This window comes from Vibrio penaeicida (assembly GCF_002933855.1).
GTDB classification, from domain to species: Bacteria; Pseudomonadota; Gammaproteobacteria; order Enterobacterales; family Vibrionaceae; genus Vibrio; species Vibrio penaeicida_A.
In genome coordinates this window covers 63,080-79,860 of record NZ_BFAQ01000044.1, presented here as the reverse complement: position 1 = coordinate 79,860, position 16,781 = coordinate 63,080, and the positions used below count along the sequence as shown (strand labels likewise).

Here is a 16,781-nt window from a genome sequence, read left to right as displayed (position 1 = left end):
CTTCATCGACTGGCGAGTTACCTATCACCTGCTACTTTTTTATGTGTCAGTACACATAAAAATATAAATCATTGTATACCTGAGAATTCTTCATTTTAGGTAGAGCATGAACAAAATATATTAAAAAATAGGCTAGGTATTATGGGAATTGCATATCACAGTTATATCGGCACAACAGTCGATCAGTTGCCGGAACTGCCGTGTTCATCTGCTGGGCACCTTTCGCTTAACACACCTGTCGGTAGTTGCGTAGACCGTTTTGGTCGGATTTGGTTAGCCGATACCGCGCACAATCGCGTTTTTGTGTTTGATTCAGAAATGGATCAAATTCTCGCCAGCTTTGGGACCGTAGGTAAAGGCTCACAGCAATTTAACATGCCATTTAGGCTGTTATCACACCCCGATAAGAATTGGGTATACGTTACGGACATAGGAAACTTCCGTGTCCATATTCTTGAATACAATGAAGAACTCGATATTCAATCCATCAAAGTATTCGGTGATGAGCCCGAGGTGGACTTAAAGGGGCCGAATGGCATTGTCGTCCATGAAGGTAAAGTCTGTGTCGCTGATGAGTTTTATGAGGGACCAGATAGCCAGTCTCGCCTTGTGGTTTTTAGCGAAGATGGCAATTTTGAATACACGATCGATGAAATTACCCCAGAAAACGGAGGAGATCCCGTTCACTTACTCTGGCCTCAAGGGTTAAGCTTGGATAAGCAGGGCAATATTTATATTGCTAATACAGGGTTTGCAACCGTCGTGCGCTGTGATTGGCAAGGCAAAGGTATTGTCTTTAGTGAACGCGGAAAATGTTATATCGATGGTCTTGATTTATCTCGTGGCGTTTCAGTCATTCAGAATCGCGTATTGATTCCCGGTGGCGGACCAAACGTTATTTCAATATATAACCTCGATGGTCAATTTATGGGGCAACTGGACGGATTTTTCGCACCCGTTCAGATCACCGAATCGACTGAACCTCAAACCATGCTGATTACCGAACCATTCCTTGCGTCTCTCCAAAAACACAAAGTCAATCTTGCCACTTTAAAAGGAGGCAAAACGCGGGCAACAAAAGTTCTGAAGTCTGTTGGTGATGAACGAGACAATCCTGGGCAACTTCACTTTGTAACTTCTGTTGTTGGAGACGTGACATCCGCGCAAAGCGGCGGGCAAACAGGAGACGCTCCGGCGATTCAAAACTGGTTGGAGCATCAGCTTTCGATACAAGATCAGGTGCTTAAAGCCATGCAGCCTGCTGGTATTCCATCATGGTTAAGTATTGCGTTGTCTGCTCAAACTGAATGGGTTCAGCGATGGCAGCAAACGATGATCCGAATTTTCTTAAACGATAAATTTGATGATCCAGAGGATTTACTTTGGATGGTTGATGCAGGTAATTACCAACTGCAAGCCACTGAAGATGGTAAGAGCAATTCCGCGAGACCGATAAGCTTACCCATGCTGCCGGGCTCGCTTGGCATCGCTGCGTTAACGCCTAGCGAACCGTTACCTGGTCAATTGGATCCAGAGGTGCCGCTGCTTGTCGTGAGCAATTACCTGAGTGGTATTGTCACCGTGCTGCAATATAACGATGTGATAGGCGAATTGGTTCCTTATACCGTCTTTGGCGGATTAGGTTCTAACCCTGAGCAATTAAACAAACCGCAGGGTATTGCCGTTGATCCAACGAACAATGACATCCTGATTGCGGATTCTGGCAATAACCGAATTTGCCGTTGGAGGTTATCGGAAACCGGTGCAGCTGGTTTAGTTCATACCTATGGGCAGCTTGGGGATGAGCATGGAGAATTCCATACGCCATCTGACATCACTGTCGATGCAAACGGAATTAGTTTTATAACCGATCAGAATAACAACCGAATCGAAGTATACGATCAGAGTGGAAAGTGGGTGCGTAGCTTCGGTAAAGAAGGGTATGGAACGAACAACGATAATTTCTTACTTCCTACCAGTATTGATCACGAAAACGGATACCTGTTCGTTTCCGATCTCGTGAACCGAGCAATAAAAATCTTCAAATGTTCTGGAGAGTATGTCGAATCATTCAGTGGTTTTGGAGCCGATAGAGAAAAAGGTCAATTATGGCTGCCTTACTTGCTCCATGTGAAAAATAGCAAAGTCTATTTACCCGATTGTGCGCTGAACAGAGTCAATGTTTATAAATTTAATAGTTAACGTCACCTGTATACCGCTATGACTGGACCATGGGTTGGGTATACACATAGTGAACCGTACAGAAACAACGTCAGGGGTTAGGTATGAATAGTGTTTTTAAACGTGCGCAGGGTAAAAAGCTGTCGCATAAAAAGTTACAAGACGCTCATGGTGTCTGCCAAAAATCGGAAGAAAGTTCTCGGCAGATTTTACAGCAGTTTCAAACGGTCATTCAGCATTTTGAAGACAATGCGAAAGATGAAAAAAAATGCAGAGATGCATTACGTGAGCTGTATGAAAGCCATGAATTTTGCTACGCCAGTGAGAATGTCACTGGTCCGCATGAGTAACGAGGAGGCGCTATGAACTTTTCTCTAAAAAACGCACCCATAAGCATGCGGGCATGGATGATACTGGTTCTGTTTGCTGTTGGGTTAATCGCAAATTCACTCTTAGATGCATCAGCAACGAAAAAGCACATGCGCGCAAACTACGAGCGTGGTGTTCAGCAAATAGTCGAAGGGGCGGTAGGCGTTCTTAACTATTACCATGCACAAAGCCTGAACGGCTCAATGTCGAAAGAAGAAGCGCAGAGGTTGTCGTTAGAGTCGATATCTGCAATGCGATTTGATAACGGAAACTATATTTTTGTTGCGGACAAAGATGGCATCCAGTTGGCGTCTGGACTGAAGCGATTGCTTGGTACCAATATCCTTCCACTGAAAGACGGGAATGGCAAACTGTTCGTGGAAGAGCTCTATGCGACAGGTAAACAAGGGGGCGGGTTTGTCGATTATATGTGGAAAACATCGCCAGATGCGACAGAGCTTTCCCCAAAAACCAGTTATGCCGACTATTTTCACGAGTGGGGGTGGATGATTGGTACAGGCATTAATATGAGTTCACTTGAGCGAGACATTCAACAGTCGCAAATCATATCCATGACCAATGCCGGTATGATTCTGATTGTGCTTTCTGCGTTGATCGCGTATTTCGTGAAGACCATTACCAACCCAATCAATAAAACCGTCGCTGCAATGCGCGATTTATCTAGTGGTGAAGGTGACCTAACGCAACGTTTGAAAGAAGAGGGTAGTCAGGAGCTTATTGAGCTTGCACAGTACTTTAACCGTTTTGTTGGCTCAATTCAGGAGATCATGAGAAGTGTGAGTGATGCGGGCACCCAGTTGGCTGCTTCTGCCAATCAGCTTTCTTCGTCGGTTTCATCCGTTGATGTCAACCTCAATCAACAGCAAAGTGATACTTCACAACTGGCGGGTGCGATGAGTGAAATGTTAACAGCCGTTGAAGAGGTGGCGGGCCGTACCGTCGATGCTTCAGATTACAGCGTGAAGGCAGCCAAGCAAACTGAACAGAGCTTAGTGATTATTCAGCGAAACATACGTGAATCTCAGCTATTAGCGGAAGACATCGGGGAGGCCAGCCAGGTTATTACTCAACTTGCAACCGACAGCCGAAATGTCGATACCGTTTTAGAAGTCATCAGAGGTATTGCAGAGCAAACCAACTTACTTGCATTGAACGCAGCAATAGAAGCGGCTCGTGCGGGTGAAGCTGGTAGAGGTTTTGCTGTAGTGGCTGATGAAGTGAGAACGCTGTCTCTTCGAACTCAAGAATCCACAATTGAAATTCAAACCATCATAGAGAAGCTTCAAGAAGGTGCGGAGCAAGCGGTCGGTGTGATGAGTAAAGGGGCTGAAAAAGCCACCAATACGTCTGAGATTTCTTCTTCTGCAGGGGATGCATTGAATGAAATTGCGCAAGAAGTTCATGCCATTCAAGGAATGAATCAACAAATATCCGCGGCAACAGAAGAACAAACCGTTACGGTAAACAGCATTAACCAGAATGTTTCTAGCTTAAACGACGGTTCAAATTCATTAGCCAGCGAATCGACTCAGATGGCGGCAGCAAGTGAAGAGTTAAGCCAAGTTTCTGAAGATATGATGAGGATGATAAATCGCTTTAAGTTAGCGTAATAAATCTAAAAAAACCTGAAACAAAAATGCCGAAGCGGATAGCTTCGGCATTCTAGGATTCTTTAAGTAGCATATAAAACAAGTTGTCGAAAATACGTAATGGTTTTGATTGATTTATAACCTTAGCAATATATAGAAAAGCTTGTGCGACGAACTTCGTGAGAACAGTACAGTATTCAGATAGTTATATCAATAGTAACCTTTCTTTTAATGTTGTTTTTACTCATATTAGTGAACCTGAACACATTAGTGAGGAGTTTTTTTGCGTCGTAAAATTACGTTTGTAAAATCCGCCGAAGTTTTTGAAATACTTCATGAGGATTTAAATGAGCGTACTAGGTTATATGCAGAAAGTCGGTAAGGCACTTATGGTGCCCGTGGCTACGTTGCCTGCCGCAGCAATTTTGATGGGTGTGGGTTACTGGTTAGACCCTGTAGGTTGGGGAAGCGAAAGTGTACTTGCTGCTTTTTTAATTAAATCGGGTGCCGCCATTATTGACAACATGGCGGTGTTATTTGCAGTTGGTGTTGCGTTCGGTTTGTCTAAAGATAAAGATGGCTCGGCAGCTTTGTCGGGCTTTGTTATGTGGTTGGTGGTCACAACGTTGCTTTCTCCTGCGACATTGTCCCAGCTTCAAGGTATCTCTGCTGACGAAGTCAACATGGCATTTGATCGTGTTGCAAACCAGTTTGTGGGTATTGTTGTCGGTATTATCTCAGCTGAAATATACAACCGATTCTCACACGTAGAATTGCCTAAGTTCCTTGCGTTCTTTAGTGGTAAGCGTTTAGTTCCTATCCTAACGTCTATCGCTGGTATGGTTTTGTCGTTTATTTTAATGACTGTGTGGCCTGTAATTTTTAATGCGCTACTTTCTCTTGGCACGGCATTGCAAGATCTCGGTCCTCTAGGCGCCGGCTTGTTTGGCTTCCTAAACCGTCTTTTCCTTTCAGTTGGTATGCACCACGCGTTGTACCCAGTATTTTGGTTTGACGTAGTTGGCATCAATGATATTCCTAATTTCCTAGGTGGTGCTCAGTCCATTGCAAATGGTACAGCGACTCCTGGTGTAACCGGCATGTATCAAGCGGGCTTCTTCCCAATCATGATGTTTGGTCTACCTGCTGCAGCGTTGGCGATTTACCACAGCGCAGATAAGAAAAACAAAGGCAAAGTATTCTCTGTTATGCTGGCAGCAGGTGCTGCTTCTTTCTTCACAGGTATTACCGAACCGCTTGAATTCTCATTCATGTTCCTTGCGCCCGTACTGTTTTTGATTCACGCTGTCCTAACGGGTATCAGCTTGTTCATCGCGGCATCAATGGAGTGGATGGCTGGATTCGGTTTCTCTGCTGGTCTTGTCGACTTTGTTCTTAGCAGCCAAAACCCACTAGCGACACAGTGGTACATGCTGATTCCTCAAGGTTTGGTCTTTGGTTTGCTTTACTACGTGCTATTCAGAGTTGCTATCGCCAAGTTCAACCTTAAGACGCTTGGTCGTGGTGAAGAAATGGCGGAAGAAGGCGAAGAGAACATCGATCAATTGGCGGCTAAATACATTGCAGAACTAGGTGGTAAAGAAAACCTAGTGACGATCGATAACTGTATTACACGTCTACGTCTTGAAGTGAAGAGCACAGAAAATATCAACGACGACGCATTGAAAGCACTAGGTGCAGCCGGTGTGGTTAAACTGGGTAAAACATCTATCCAAGTTATCGTTGGTGTTGGCAAGGTTGATAAAGTTGCCGCGGCAATGAAAAACCTAAACGCATAAGAATTTTGTTCGGCTAGAGTTCCCCCTAAGTTACTTGAATTACGATTAGTCACCGTTTGCCGAACAAAACCTTTTTAAAACCGAGCGTGCTTTACGCTCGGTTTTTTTTTTATGACCGATGTACTGCTATCTCCTTTTACTTTTATCCTCGATTTACTTTTAGCTCCGAGCTAACGTTACGTTCGCTATAAACTGTCTCGATTATTTTTGACTTGGGTATAGAACAATCGAATTCAAAATGTGGGCTAGTCCTTCACTGTCTGTAAGCATGGGTAGATGACCCGTATGCATTGCATACACACTTTTGATTTGTGCGTTTTTAGCGATTTTAAGTTGAGATGCCAGCGAAATGATTTTGTCGTTATTAGCAAAGATGTAGTGCTTCTTGATTCGTTCCATATTCGAGGATTCAAATGTCACCTTTTCTTCTGCGATATGAGCAGGTTCAGAAAGGGAAAGACGTTGCAGTAGGTCCTTTTGTTTTCTATTCGCATCCTGCGCGAAGGTTTCTGCAAACTTGGCGCTATCCCCGATGATCATTCGGTGGCTTGTTTCGTTATAGCGAACGCCTTCAAAATAATTTGTTTCATCTTGCTTACTCAACGAACCGAATGCAGTTTCCCCCTTTTGAGGAGCAACTGCCGTTACGTAGGTGATGGATTGGAATTGATTCGAAGGGCATAACCCCACGGCTTGGTTGACGATTGCTCCCCCTTGGCTATGTGCAGCAAAATGGATGTTACCCTCTAGTGCTTTGATTTCCCTACACAGCGATTTTGCAGATGAGCTGAGTGTGATGATTTCGGCATTTTCCGATTCCATTCGTCCTGGCAGGTTCACGAAGACTGGTTGGATATTAGAAGATAATGAATCCGATACCTGTTTCCAAGATTCGGCATTGAAGTGAGCTCCATGCACAAAAACCAAGTTCTCCGTTGCGAATACTTTGGTGGTAAAAGTGGCTGCTGAGAACAATAATCCAGTGCATATAAAAACCGTCTTTTTCATTTTAAACTCCTTGTGTTATGTGATTTTCAAGGTGCATTGCCTAGGCTTCTTGTTCAATTAAAATGACTAAAAATGATATCAATTCAAAAGCAAGAGATTACAAAAGATGTCAAATTTAGATTTATCTTCTTCAAAATAAGGTGTATTGATTGTCAATTAGAGCGATCAGCTTATTCGTTGATTCTTGATTGAAAGAACAGTTCGCTCGCGATAGTCTTCTTACCTTCTGAGCTATTCGATGAAATATAGAAAGGGATTTATGATTCAGTTTGGGGAATACAGATTTGATGCTGAGAAAGAGTGCCTAATACTTAATGGTGAACCAGTAGCTGTTCGCAATAAAGTCCACCAACTTCTCTGCTATTTTCTTGAAAACCCTGAACGTATTATCTCTAAAGAAGAGCTCTTAGCTGCGCTTTGGACCAATGGAGATTATCGAGAACGGTCCTTATCTCAGAGCGTGTTAGAGCTGAGAAAGCTATTAGGTGATTCAGCTTCTAACCCAAGGTTTGTTCGAACTATTCCCAATCAAGGCTACAAATGGATTGCTCCCATTACGCAAGTGAATGAACAACCGACACACACGCGAAGAAACCGTTTCGCCGCACTGTCTGCTGTACTCTTAATTCTTGTGACGCTACTTTGGGTGTTTAACCAAGAGGGATCGATGGATTTCTCTGACAGGAAGATCAGAGTAGCGGTGTTGCCTTTTGAAAATGCCACCCAGCTTGATTCCTATCATTGGATTGAATATGGCATGAGCGACATGCTTGCCACTGATCTTATGCTGTATCCCGATGTGCAGGTTTACCCACCTAACCAATTCAAAGTAAAGAGTAAAGCTCTTGAAGACTGGCGAAGTCACGATTTTTCCTCTGCCAGCGTAAATGTTGCGATCTTTGCTTCCGTATCGTTAAAGCAAGGAAGACAGATAATTTCCTATACCATTTTGGATGAGCAGTTAAATCAAACATCTGGTGAAATAGAAAAACAAGACTTGGCACTCAGCATGCCGAGCATAGCGTCTAGCATTGTGCATTTGCTACGTCCTGCAAAGAACGTAGATGTGTTACCCGAATATGAGTTTGAAGTGAATGCGATGCACGAGTATGCGAAAGGGCAGCACGCGTTAAGTCAACGAGGATGTAAACTTGCTCAGCACTATTTCGCTGCCTCATATACGATTGATTTGTCTCACGAGTGGAGTGTGCTTCAATACGCCATTTGCCAATTGGAACTCGGGAATAGAGAAGAAGCACAAATAAACCTGCAGTCTCTATTAGAGAGCTCACCCGATCCCATTGTTGTTGCAATGTCGCATTTGTGGTTAGCGGAAATGTGGATGAGAAAAGGTGAGCTAGATAAAGCGGCGATGCATTTATCCCAAAGTCATTATTCTGAAGTGATAGGCGCGAACTACTTTTGGTTAGAGCAGGGCAAAGAGATCGAATACTACTTGGGTTATTTGTTGAATCGGCAGCGTCTTGAGCGCTCTCCGTTAGGTTCTGATGCAATTCCGAGCATTGGAGTACCGCCTTGGCACACGCCATTCGCGGAAGCGGAGTTAACAGCAAGCAACTATACAAATCAAACCAGTTTCCCTCAAAAGATGATGGCATTGCTTCGCTTCAGTCGAAGTCAAAATCTAGAGATCAAGGTGCGTATCACTGCTTTGGAAGAAGCCTTGGCGATCAATGAAATGGTAGGGTCGCGCCGCGCAGAGACGAGTATTCTTCTCGATTTGATTTACTGGCAGATTCAATCAGGTCAACATTCTGATGCCAAAGAGCTAATAAGTAAGCTAAATGTGGATAGCGAAGATTTCTTAGCGCAGTCGGAGCTGACTATTTTGCAATCTTTTCTAGAAAACACTCATTAACCTGATAGCGTGCATCTCCAGTATTCTTCGCCAAAACATCCTCACTTAGGGCGGGCATGCTTAATGAAATTCAGCATCCACTGAGTAACCAGCAAGCCGTCTGTCGGCAGTTTTAAGGATGCTAAACCTTTGTCTTGAACAGACTTTGGAATCGCGTCTTTTCGTACTTCTATTAAGGCTTTTGAATAGGGTGCACAAAATTCTGGGTGCGCCTGAATCCCAAGTGAGCTTTTCCCCACCACCATAATGGATACGGGGCAGAAATCGTTCCCCGCGACAACCTGACCATCGTCCGGCATAGATATGACCTGATCTTGGTGGCTGACCAACAGATTCACTTTGTTTTGGAATGGGTGCATCCAAGGGGAAGGGGTGACGATTTTAGCAATCGCTGTACCCACTCCCCAGCCAACATCTGCCCTGTCAACTTGTCCTCCCAGCGCTTTAGCCAATAACTGATGACCAAAACAAATACCAATGAAAGGAATATGATTCTGGTGGATCTGACGAACCAGATTCTCTAGCTCTTGGATCCATTGGTCGCTATCCATGACACCAGACTTACTACCGGAAGTAATATAGGCATCACATTCTGAAATATCGTCAGGAAATTCGGAATGATTAACCCAATAGAACCGAAGCTCAAGTGCTTCATCTACAGCATGAAGGAGCCGCGTAAACATATCTTTATAGCTGCCATGATCTGGCTCTAGCTTAGGATTGACGTCGTCACAGATCAGTATACCGATTTTCATAGTCTTCACCGCTACGAGGTTGGTTGATTCATGGGTTGACCTGTTAGAGCGTGCATAAACAGATTCGAATACTCTTCAGCGCTGAATAAAATCGGATTTCCACCTGCTGCGGCATCAAGGACGGCGAGTTCACCAATTCGCTTCGCGTCGTTTCCGTCTAGCCCTATTTCCGCCAAAGTATGTGGGATGTTTAGCGTTTCACGCATTCCCAAAACCCACTCAAGTACCGCGTCGAAGCTGGGGGATTGAAGAGAAAGCGATCTTGCGAGCACCAACATTTTATCTTCGATCTTGTCGCGATTGGCTTCCAAAACGTAGGGCATCAGAATGGCGTTTAATAACCCATGATGTTTATCGTATAGCCCGCCTAGGGTATGCGCTAAGGCATGCATTGCTCCTAACCCTTTTTGAAACGCCGTCGCTCCCATGCTTGAGGCGACGAGAAGTTGAGTTCTTGCTTCGATATCTGCTCCGTCTAGATACGCTCGATATAAGTAGTGCTTCACGAGTTTTATCGACTCAACCGCAATGCCATCAGCCATTGGGTGATAACCGGGCGCGCAATAAGCTTCTAAGCTGTGCGAGAGCGCATCCATACCTGTTGCGGCAGTAATGTGGTTTGGTAACCCTACCGTGACGTTAGGATCGAGCAACACCTGAACAGGCATCATTTTCGGGTGAAAGATGATTTTTTTTACGTGGGTTTGAGAGTCGGTAATAACAGATGCTCTGCCCACTTCTGACCCTGTACCCGCCGTGGTAGGAATCGCAATTACTGGGACTATTTTGCTTTCATCGGCTTGCATCCAATTGTCACCGACATCTTCAAAGCTCCACAATGGGAGACTTTGTTTGGCGCAAAGTGCGATAGCTTTGGCTGCGTCTAGGCTAGAACCGCCTCCAAACGCAACAATGCCATCGTGTTCTCCGTTATTGAAAGCCTCAATTCCACGATTGACATTGGTATCGGTTGGGTTGCTTTGAATGTCGGCAAATAAACCCACTGAAACACCGTGTGATTGGCAGTTTGATAGCGCATTACTCACGATGTCTAAATCTGCTAAGAATGGGTCGGTGACCAACAGGGGAGACGACATGTTAAGGCGCTTACAGTGTTCGGTCAGCGATTCCAAACAGCCTTCTCCAACACTAATTGCTGTTGGGTAATTCCAGTTTGCATGTGTCATTATTTCTCTCCCAAGGATTTAATGTGGAAAGATTTCGGTCTCGTGAGCATTTCAAAACCTATTGGAGATAATGTGCACCCCCGACCGGAATTTTTAACACCCGTCCATGCCAACTGTGGATCAAGATAGTCACAGCGATTGACAAAAAAAGTGCCAGTTTGAACGTCTTCACCGAGCCGGATCGCGGTTTCTTCATCAGTTGAAAATATGGAAGCGGTGAGCCCAAAGTCACTGTCATTCATCAATTGGATGGCTTCTTCATCGCTGTTTACCGATTGAATACCGACAACGGGTCCGAAGGATTCTTCCGTCATAACACTCATAGAATGGTCGACATTGGTTAAAATCTGAGGGGCGAGGTAGGGCGTCCCTTCTTGACTCATAGGGAACAGAGATTCATCAATATGTGTGGCCGCCCCTTTAGCTAAAGCATCACTAATTTGTTCTCGCACAAAATCGGCAGCCGCAGTACGCACCATTGGACCAAGTGTTGTATCTGAATGATTAGGATCACCGAGCTGATACGACTTGGTCAGAGTGGCGGCTTTTTCAACGAAGGCATCGTGAACCGATTCATGAACATAGATTCGCTCTATTCCGCAACAAGACTGTCCTGAATTAAAAAATGCACCGTCGACCAAGGTTTCAGCCGCGTGGTCTAGGTTGGCATCAGATCTTACATACGCTGGGTCTTTACCGCCTAGTTCTAACCCGACACCAATGAACCGACCTGCAGCATTGCGCTCCACCATTTCGCCACCAGCTACAGAACCCGTGAACGCGACGTAATGAATACTGGGGTTTTGAATGAGTTTTTCAGTGGAAGCATGGTCTGTATGTAAATATTGAAAGGTGCCAAGAGGTAAACCCGTGCCTTTAAATGCTTCCACTAACCGTTCTGAGCACAACGGGGTTTGAGCAGAATGTTTCAAGATTACGGTATTCCCAGCAAGCAGGGCTGGAATCACAGCGTTGATGGCTGTCAAATAGGGATAATTCCATGGTGCGATGATCAAAACGTTTCCAACAGGGACGCGCTTGATGTAGCGAGTGAATCCTTTTTTCTCTGGAAGCGTGACGGTTTCAAGGGCTTTATCGGATTGCTCGATCATAGAGAGCGCACGTTCTTCAACGCCCATGATCTCGCCTTGCGTGTACGAAATGGGTCTGCCCATCATCATGGTAATTTCTTCCGCAAGGACCGCTTTGTTTGCAACAAAATTTTCGATGGCTTGCTTGCAAATCGCTTTTCTTGTCTTTAGAGGTGTTGCCTGCCATTCCTTTTGAGCTTTATTGGCTTTATCAATGGCGAGTGCGATGTCTTCTTCGCATGCTAATGTGCGTGTGACGCAGACATTGCCATTGATCGGCGATAGGGTTTTCTGTTCCATGCTTTCCTATACCTTCTTTTGTGTTCGCTCTTTTCAATATCGACGGGATAATGCTTAAATAATTTCGAAGTAGCGCTTCATTTCCCAATCCGTTACCGCTTTTCTGAATTCTCGCTCTTCCCATTCACGCGAAGCGGCAAAGTGGTCCACAAACTCATCGCCAAACATATCCCGCGCGTGCTGAGAACCTTTCAAGCGTTGAGCAGCATCCCAGAGTGTTGCAGGGAGCTTTAAGTCTTCAGGAATATCCTGCTCGTAAGCGTTTCCAACGATGGGTTCACCGGGTTCCCATTTGTTCATGATTCCACACAGGCCGGAAGCCAAAGCAGCAGCCAGCGCGAGGTACGGGTTACCGTCGGCGGCTCCGATTCGGTATTCCACTCTTTGACTGCTCGGCGAGCCGGGAATAACGCGTAAAGACGTGGTTCGGTTTTCTACTGCCCATGTGGAGTGGGTGGGTGCCCAAAAGCCGGGAATCATTCTGCGATAGCTGTTGATCGTGGGGGCGACCATGCATAAAAAGTCAGGCATTAAGCGCTGTAAACCCGCGACGAAGTGACGTTGTAGCGTACTCATATTGTGTTCGCCTTTTGGGTCGTAAAAAGCGGAACTGCCGTCTTTGTTTTGCAGCGAAATGTGGATATGTCCACTTTGACCAGGGTAGTCGTTGCTCCATTTCGCCATAAAGGTCGCCATTAGGTCATTTCTCTGGGCGAGAACTTTTGTGTAAGTCTTAAATAACGCTGCTTTGTCAGCGGATTCCATCGCCTTATCGACTTCAAGCGCTGCTTCCAATACTCCAGGCCCCGTTTCTGAATGGATCCCTTCAATCGGAAAATCCATAGTTTCACCAAGGTCGATCAATTGCTGGTATAACTCTAGATAGGTGGAGTTTCGGATCATGGAGTAACCGAACCAATCTGGTGTTATAGGTTCCAGATCGTAGTAGTTTTTTTCTCGGACAGATTTGGGCGTTTCGTTAAAAACGAAAAACTCATATTCAAACGCGGCAAAGGCGTTTAAACCTAAATCATCGAACTTTTTAAGGATGCGTTTCAGTGTGCCTCTAGGGCATACGTTGGCAGCTTTCTCGTCGAACTCTGCGATAAATAGAAGCATGCCGTCTTCATCCAATACGTCTCGGCACGTCTCTGGCAGAATTTTTACGGGTGCATCTGGGTATCCTGTGTGCCATCCAGTAAATGTGGTGTTGTCGTAAAGTTGGTCTTTTGAATCCCAACCCAGAACGACATCGCAAAAAGCAAAGCCTTTATCAAGAGATGAAAAGAACTTGCCTTTTGACATGTACTTCCCACGCATAATCCCATCGTTATCGAACAGCCCAACTTTGACGTGGGTAAGACCACGTTCTTCAACAATTTTTTTGGCGTCTTCGATGGTTTTAACTGATCTTGCATCCATTTTATAATCCTCTAAGCACCGGCTAAATCAAGCCGGTGCTATACCCTGTTAGCTGTAGCGATATGGCTTTCCTGCTTTCTCCATATCTGCGGCGTATTTCTTAAATATCTCCACCACACGCTTAGTTCTAGGGCTGGTTTTCGCGATTTCATCCCAGAATTTCAGCGCTTCCTGCTCGACGGTTTTCCACTCTTCATCTGGAATGGTGGTGAGCGCAAGTTTGTCGCCTTCTACACGAAGTTTAGCTTCTCCACCCCAATACCAGTGCTGTCGGTAGTAGTGGGAGCTGTCCATGCAAAGTCTCCACAGTGTTTTGAGGTGTTCAGGTAAGGCGTCCCAGCGTTCGCTATTGGCAAAGAAGGATCCGCACCACGCGCCAGAGATGTTGTTGGTTAAGAAGTACTTGGTCACGTCTGCCCAACCTACGGTGTAGTCTTCTGTAATTCCTGACCAAGCAATGCCATCAAGCTCGCCTGTTTGAATCGCCACTTCAACGTCTTCCCAAGGGAGAGTGACGGGAATGACACCGAAGCGAGACAAGAATCGTCCAGCGGTAGGGAAAGTAAATACGCGTTTACCTTTTAAGTCAGCGAGGCTATTAATGGGTTCTACAGTCGCGAAATGACAAGGATCCCATGCGCCAGCAGATAGCCATGTCACGCCTTTTACCTCGCCATACGCCTCTTGCCATATTTCTTTCAACCCGTACTGCTCAAAGAGTACAGGTACATCCAAGCTGTAACGGGTAGCAAATGGGAAGTAACCCCCAAATACGGACACATCCACAGGCGCAGCGATAGAGTCATCATCACTTTGTACTGCGTCGATGGTTCCTCTTTGCATCGCGCGGAAAAGCTCACCAGTAGGCACCAACTGATCGGCATAAAACAGCTCGATAACCATTTCGCCATTTGCGGCTTTGTTAAAAGCATCGACGGCTGGTTTGATGACGTGCTCGCCCAATGCTGGTCCAGCGTAGGTTTGCAAACGCCATTTAATGGTTTTTTTGCTGTTTGCGATGGCAGGAGCGCCGACAATCGCCGTCGCACCCGCAGCAGATACCGCACCTGCTTTTTTAAGGAAATCTCTTCTACTAGACATGTTTTATTCCTCCATGGAATGGGTGTCCTTGTCCAAGTGTAAGGGTGTCACTTAAGGTTATGTTTCATCGGCTGTAGTGGTACTCAGGTAGCCACAAAGCCAGTTGGGGGAAGGCCATCACCAAAATCAATCCAAAAATCATAATCAGGACAAAAGGAATGATTGAAAGGTAGATATCCTTCAAGGAAACTTCAGGTGGAGCCATGGCTCGCATTAAGAATAAGTTGTAGCCAAAGGGGGGTGTCATGTACGCAATTTGGCACGTGATGGTGTAGAGCACACCATACCAGAGCAAATCGAATCCCAGTGCGCCGACTAGAGGTACATAAAGCGGTGCAACAATCACCAACATGGCAGTGTCGTCAAGGAATGTTCCCATTAGTAGATAGGAAAGCTGCATCAGAATCAGCACCTGCCAGGGTGTCAGGTTTAGTCGATCAATAAAGAAACCTTCAATCGCTTTTACTGCGCCGATCCCGTCAAATACTGCGCCAAAGCAAAGTGCTGCAAGAATGATCCACATAAACATGCAGCTAATAGCGAGCGTTTTGCGCAGTGTTTCTTCCATTACAGAACGGTTTAACCGTTTTTTCGCAATCGCGGCAATCGTCGCTGCGGTTGCCCCAACGGCGGAGCTTTCGACTAAGCTCGTTACGCCCATCAAAAACAGCCCAGTCATGGAGACAAAAATCAAAAGTGGTGTAATACCTGCGCGCAGCAAAAGCAGTTTCTCTTTAAAGCTGACGTTACGTTCTTCTTCGGGTAGCGCCGGACCGAGGTTGGGCTGAATTTTGCAACGAATGACAATATAAACGATGAACAGCGTGGCCATCAGGAGCCCAGGAAAAACGCCTGCCAGCCAAAGTTGCCCTACTGGTTGCCGAGCGATCATGCCATAGAGAACCAGAACGACGCTTGGGGGGACAAGAATGCCCAAAGAGCTCCCAGCTTGAATGACGCCAGTGACCATGATCTTGTCGTAACCACGCCTTAGCAGTTCTGGCAGAGCAATACTTGCGCCAATTGCCATCCCCGCTACGCTCAACCCGTTCATAGCAGATATCACGACCATTAAGCCAATCGTGCCGATGGCTAAACCGCCATTGAGTGGCCCCATCCATACATGGAACATTCGATATAGATCTTCCGCAATTCCAGACTCTGACAGCATGTAACCCATGTATATGAAAAGCGGAAGGGTCAACAATGGGTACCATTTCATCAGTTTAATGGCAGAGCTAAAGGCTATTTCAGATCCTCCATCTCCCCAAAGGAGAAGGGCAGCGATAACCGCAATGGATCCGATAACGGCAAAAACACGTTGACCAGTCAGTAGCATTAACATCATGGCGGAGAACATCAGCAGGGCGATCATTTCGTAACTCATGATTGTGCCTCCGCACTTTCAGAGTTGTCACCATACATAATGGTGGCGATGTCTCTGAACCAGACCGCAATGGCTTGTAAAAGCATTAACACGATACTGAGACACATGATGATCTTTATTGGAGACATATAGGGTCGCCAAGCGGAATAGCTTCGTTCACCGTATTCAAGTGCGTAACTCGTGCTCGATATTCCGCCGTACAACAGTATAGAAAGGTAGACCAGCAGCATGATGATAGTGATGCTATCAATAATGGCTTTCTTTTTCGGACTCCAGCTACCGTAGATCAAATCCATTCTTACGTGGCTATTGAGTTGCATGGAGTATGGACCGCCAAGCATATAGAAAGCCACCATAACAAACTGAGCCATTTCCAATGTCCAAAGGGAAGGAAAGAAGAAGGTCTTTGAAATAGATGAGTAAAGCAAAATACCAATCATCACAAAGACGAGGTACATAGCGAACCGACCAATTCTTCGATTTATTGTTTCCACTATGCGGACAAATGACCGAATGGGTGTAGGTAAAGATGCGACTGGATCCTGATCCATTAATGACTCCATTGTTCCATATGGTCTTACTGCTAATATCCATTAACTTTTTGAAAATTAACGGGTATCACCAGAAGATATGAATTCCGTTTCAATCTTCAAGAGATAATTAAATTGTTAAATTTGTTTAAATATTGATCT

The 16,781-nt window shown here is 45.4% G+C and carries 13 protein-coding genes; 5 read left to right on the top strand and 8 right to left on the bottom strand.

What is annotated here, in order from left to right:
* Window positions 1–141 precede the first annotated feature (141 nt).
* The 4 genes from VPNCDNU1_RS22995 to nagE all read left to right on the top strand — a co-directional run bounded on the left by VPNCDNU1_RS22995 (window position 142) and on the right by nagE (window position 5,959).
* Window positions 142–2,202, top strand: a complete 2,061-nt coding sequence (locus VPNCDNU1_RS22995; protein WP_104402515.1) for a beta-propeller fold lactonase family protein — start codon at window positions 142–144, stop codon at window positions 2,200–2,202.
* Between the two features lie 83 nt (window positions 2,203–2,285).
* Window positions 2,286–2,531 carry a hypothetical protein gene (locus tag VPNCDNU1_RS22990; protein WP_104402514.1) on the top strand — a complete coding sequence of 82 codons (246 nt, stop codon included), beginning with the start codon at window positions 2,286–2,288 and terminating at the stop codon, window positions 2,529–2,531.
* 12 nt (window positions 2,532–2,543) lie between these two features.
* The gene (locus tag VPNCDNU1_RS22985; protein ID WP_104402513.1) at window positions 2,544–4,181 is read left to right on the top strand and encodes a methyl-accepting chemotaxis protein; all 1,638 of its coding nucleotides are present in this window, start codon (window positions 2,544–2,546) and stop codon (window positions 4,179–4,181) included.
* Window positions 4,182–4,507: 326 nt separating this feature from the next.
* The gene (gene nagE / locus VPNCDNU1_RS22980; protein WP_104402512.1) at window positions 4,508–5,959 is read left to right on the top strand and encodes an N-acetylglucosamine-specific PTS transporter subunit IIBC; all 1,452 of its coding nucleotides are present in this window, start codon (window positions 4,508–4,510) and stop codon (window positions 5,957–5,959) included.
* A gap of 201 nt (window positions 5,960–6,160) precedes the next feature.
* On the opposite strand, the gene VPNCDNU1_RS22975 is transcribed toward nagE, so the two are convergent.
* Window positions 6,161–6,967, bottom strand: a complete 807-nt coding sequence (locus tag VPNCDNU1_RS22975; RefSeq protein WP_104402511.1) for an alpha/beta fold hydrolase — start codon at window positions 6,965–6,967, stop codon at window positions 6,161–6,163.
* 259 nt (window positions 6,968–7,226) lie between these two features.
* Here VPNCDNU1_RS22975 and VPNCDNU1_RS22970 point away from each other — a divergent pair, with 259 nt between their 5' ends.
* Complete coding sequence (locus tag VPNCDNU1_RS22970) at window positions 7,227–8,846, top strand: winged helix-turn-helix domain-containing protein (protein WP_167404869.1); 1,620 nt, start codon at window positions 7,227–7,229, stop codon at window positions 8,844–8,846.
* A 41-nt stretch (window positions 8,847–8,887) separates the two neighbouring features.
* Here the strand turns inward: VPNCDNU1_RS22970 and VPNCDNU1_RS22965 are convergent, their stop codons facing one another.
* The 7 genes from VPNCDNU1_RS22965 to VPNCDNU1_RS22935 all read right to left on the bottom strand — a co-directional run bounded on the left by VPNCDNU1_RS22965 (window position 8,888) and on the right by VPNCDNU1_RS22935 (window position 16,640).
* Window positions 8,888–9,601: a glutamine amidotransferase-related protein gene (locus tag VPNCDNU1_RS22965; RefSeq protein ID WP_104402509.1), complete on the bottom strand. Its 714-nt coding sequence runs from the start codon at window positions 9,599–9,601 to the stop codon at window positions 8,888–8,890.
* An 11-nt stretch (window positions 9,602–9,612) separates the two neighbouring features.
* Entirely contained in the window at window positions 9,613–10,788 is a 1,176-nt protein-coding gene (locus VPNCDNU1_RS22960; protein ID WP_104402508.1) for an iron-containing alcohol dehydrogenase, read from the bottom strand.
* The gene (locus VPNCDNU1_RS22955) at window positions 10,788–12,179 is read right to left on the bottom strand and encodes an aldehyde dehydrogenase family protein (protein WP_104402507.1); all 1,392 of its coding nucleotides are present in this window, start codon (window positions 12,177–12,179) and stop codon (window positions 10,788–10,790) included. Before VPNCDNU1_RS22955 ends, VPNCDNU1_RS22960 begins: the two co-directional genes overlap by 1 nt.
* 54 nt (window positions 12,180–12,233) lie before the next feature.
* Window positions 12,234–13,601: a glutamine synthetase family protein gene (locus VPNCDNU1_RS22950; RefSeq protein WP_104402506.1), complete on the bottom strand. Its 1,368-nt coding sequence runs from the start codon at window positions 13,599–13,601 to the stop codon at window positions 12,234–12,236.
* A gap of 48 nt (window positions 13,602–13,649) precedes the next feature.
* A complete protein-coding gene (dctP, locus tag VPNCDNU1_RS22945) occupies window positions 13,650–14,702 on the bottom strand; it encodes a TRAP transporter substrate-binding protein DctP (protein WP_104402505.1) in 1,053 nt (350 codons plus the stop codon).
* A 64-nt stretch (window positions 14,703–14,766) separates the two neighbouring features.
* A complete protein-coding gene (locus VPNCDNU1_RS22940) occupies window positions 14,767–16,089 on the bottom strand; it encodes a TRAP transporter large permease (RefSeq protein WP_104402504.1) in 1,323 nt (440 codons plus the stop codon).
* A complete protein-coding gene (locus VPNCDNU1_RS22935; protein ID WP_237324197.1) occupies window positions 16,086–16,640 on the bottom strand; it encodes a TRAP transporter small permease subunit in 555 nt (184 codons plus the stop codon). The genes VPNCDNU1_RS22940 and VPNCDNU1_RS22935 overlap by 4 nt, the downstream gene beginning before the upstream one ends.
* Window positions 16,641–16,781: the final 141 nt, after the last annotated feature.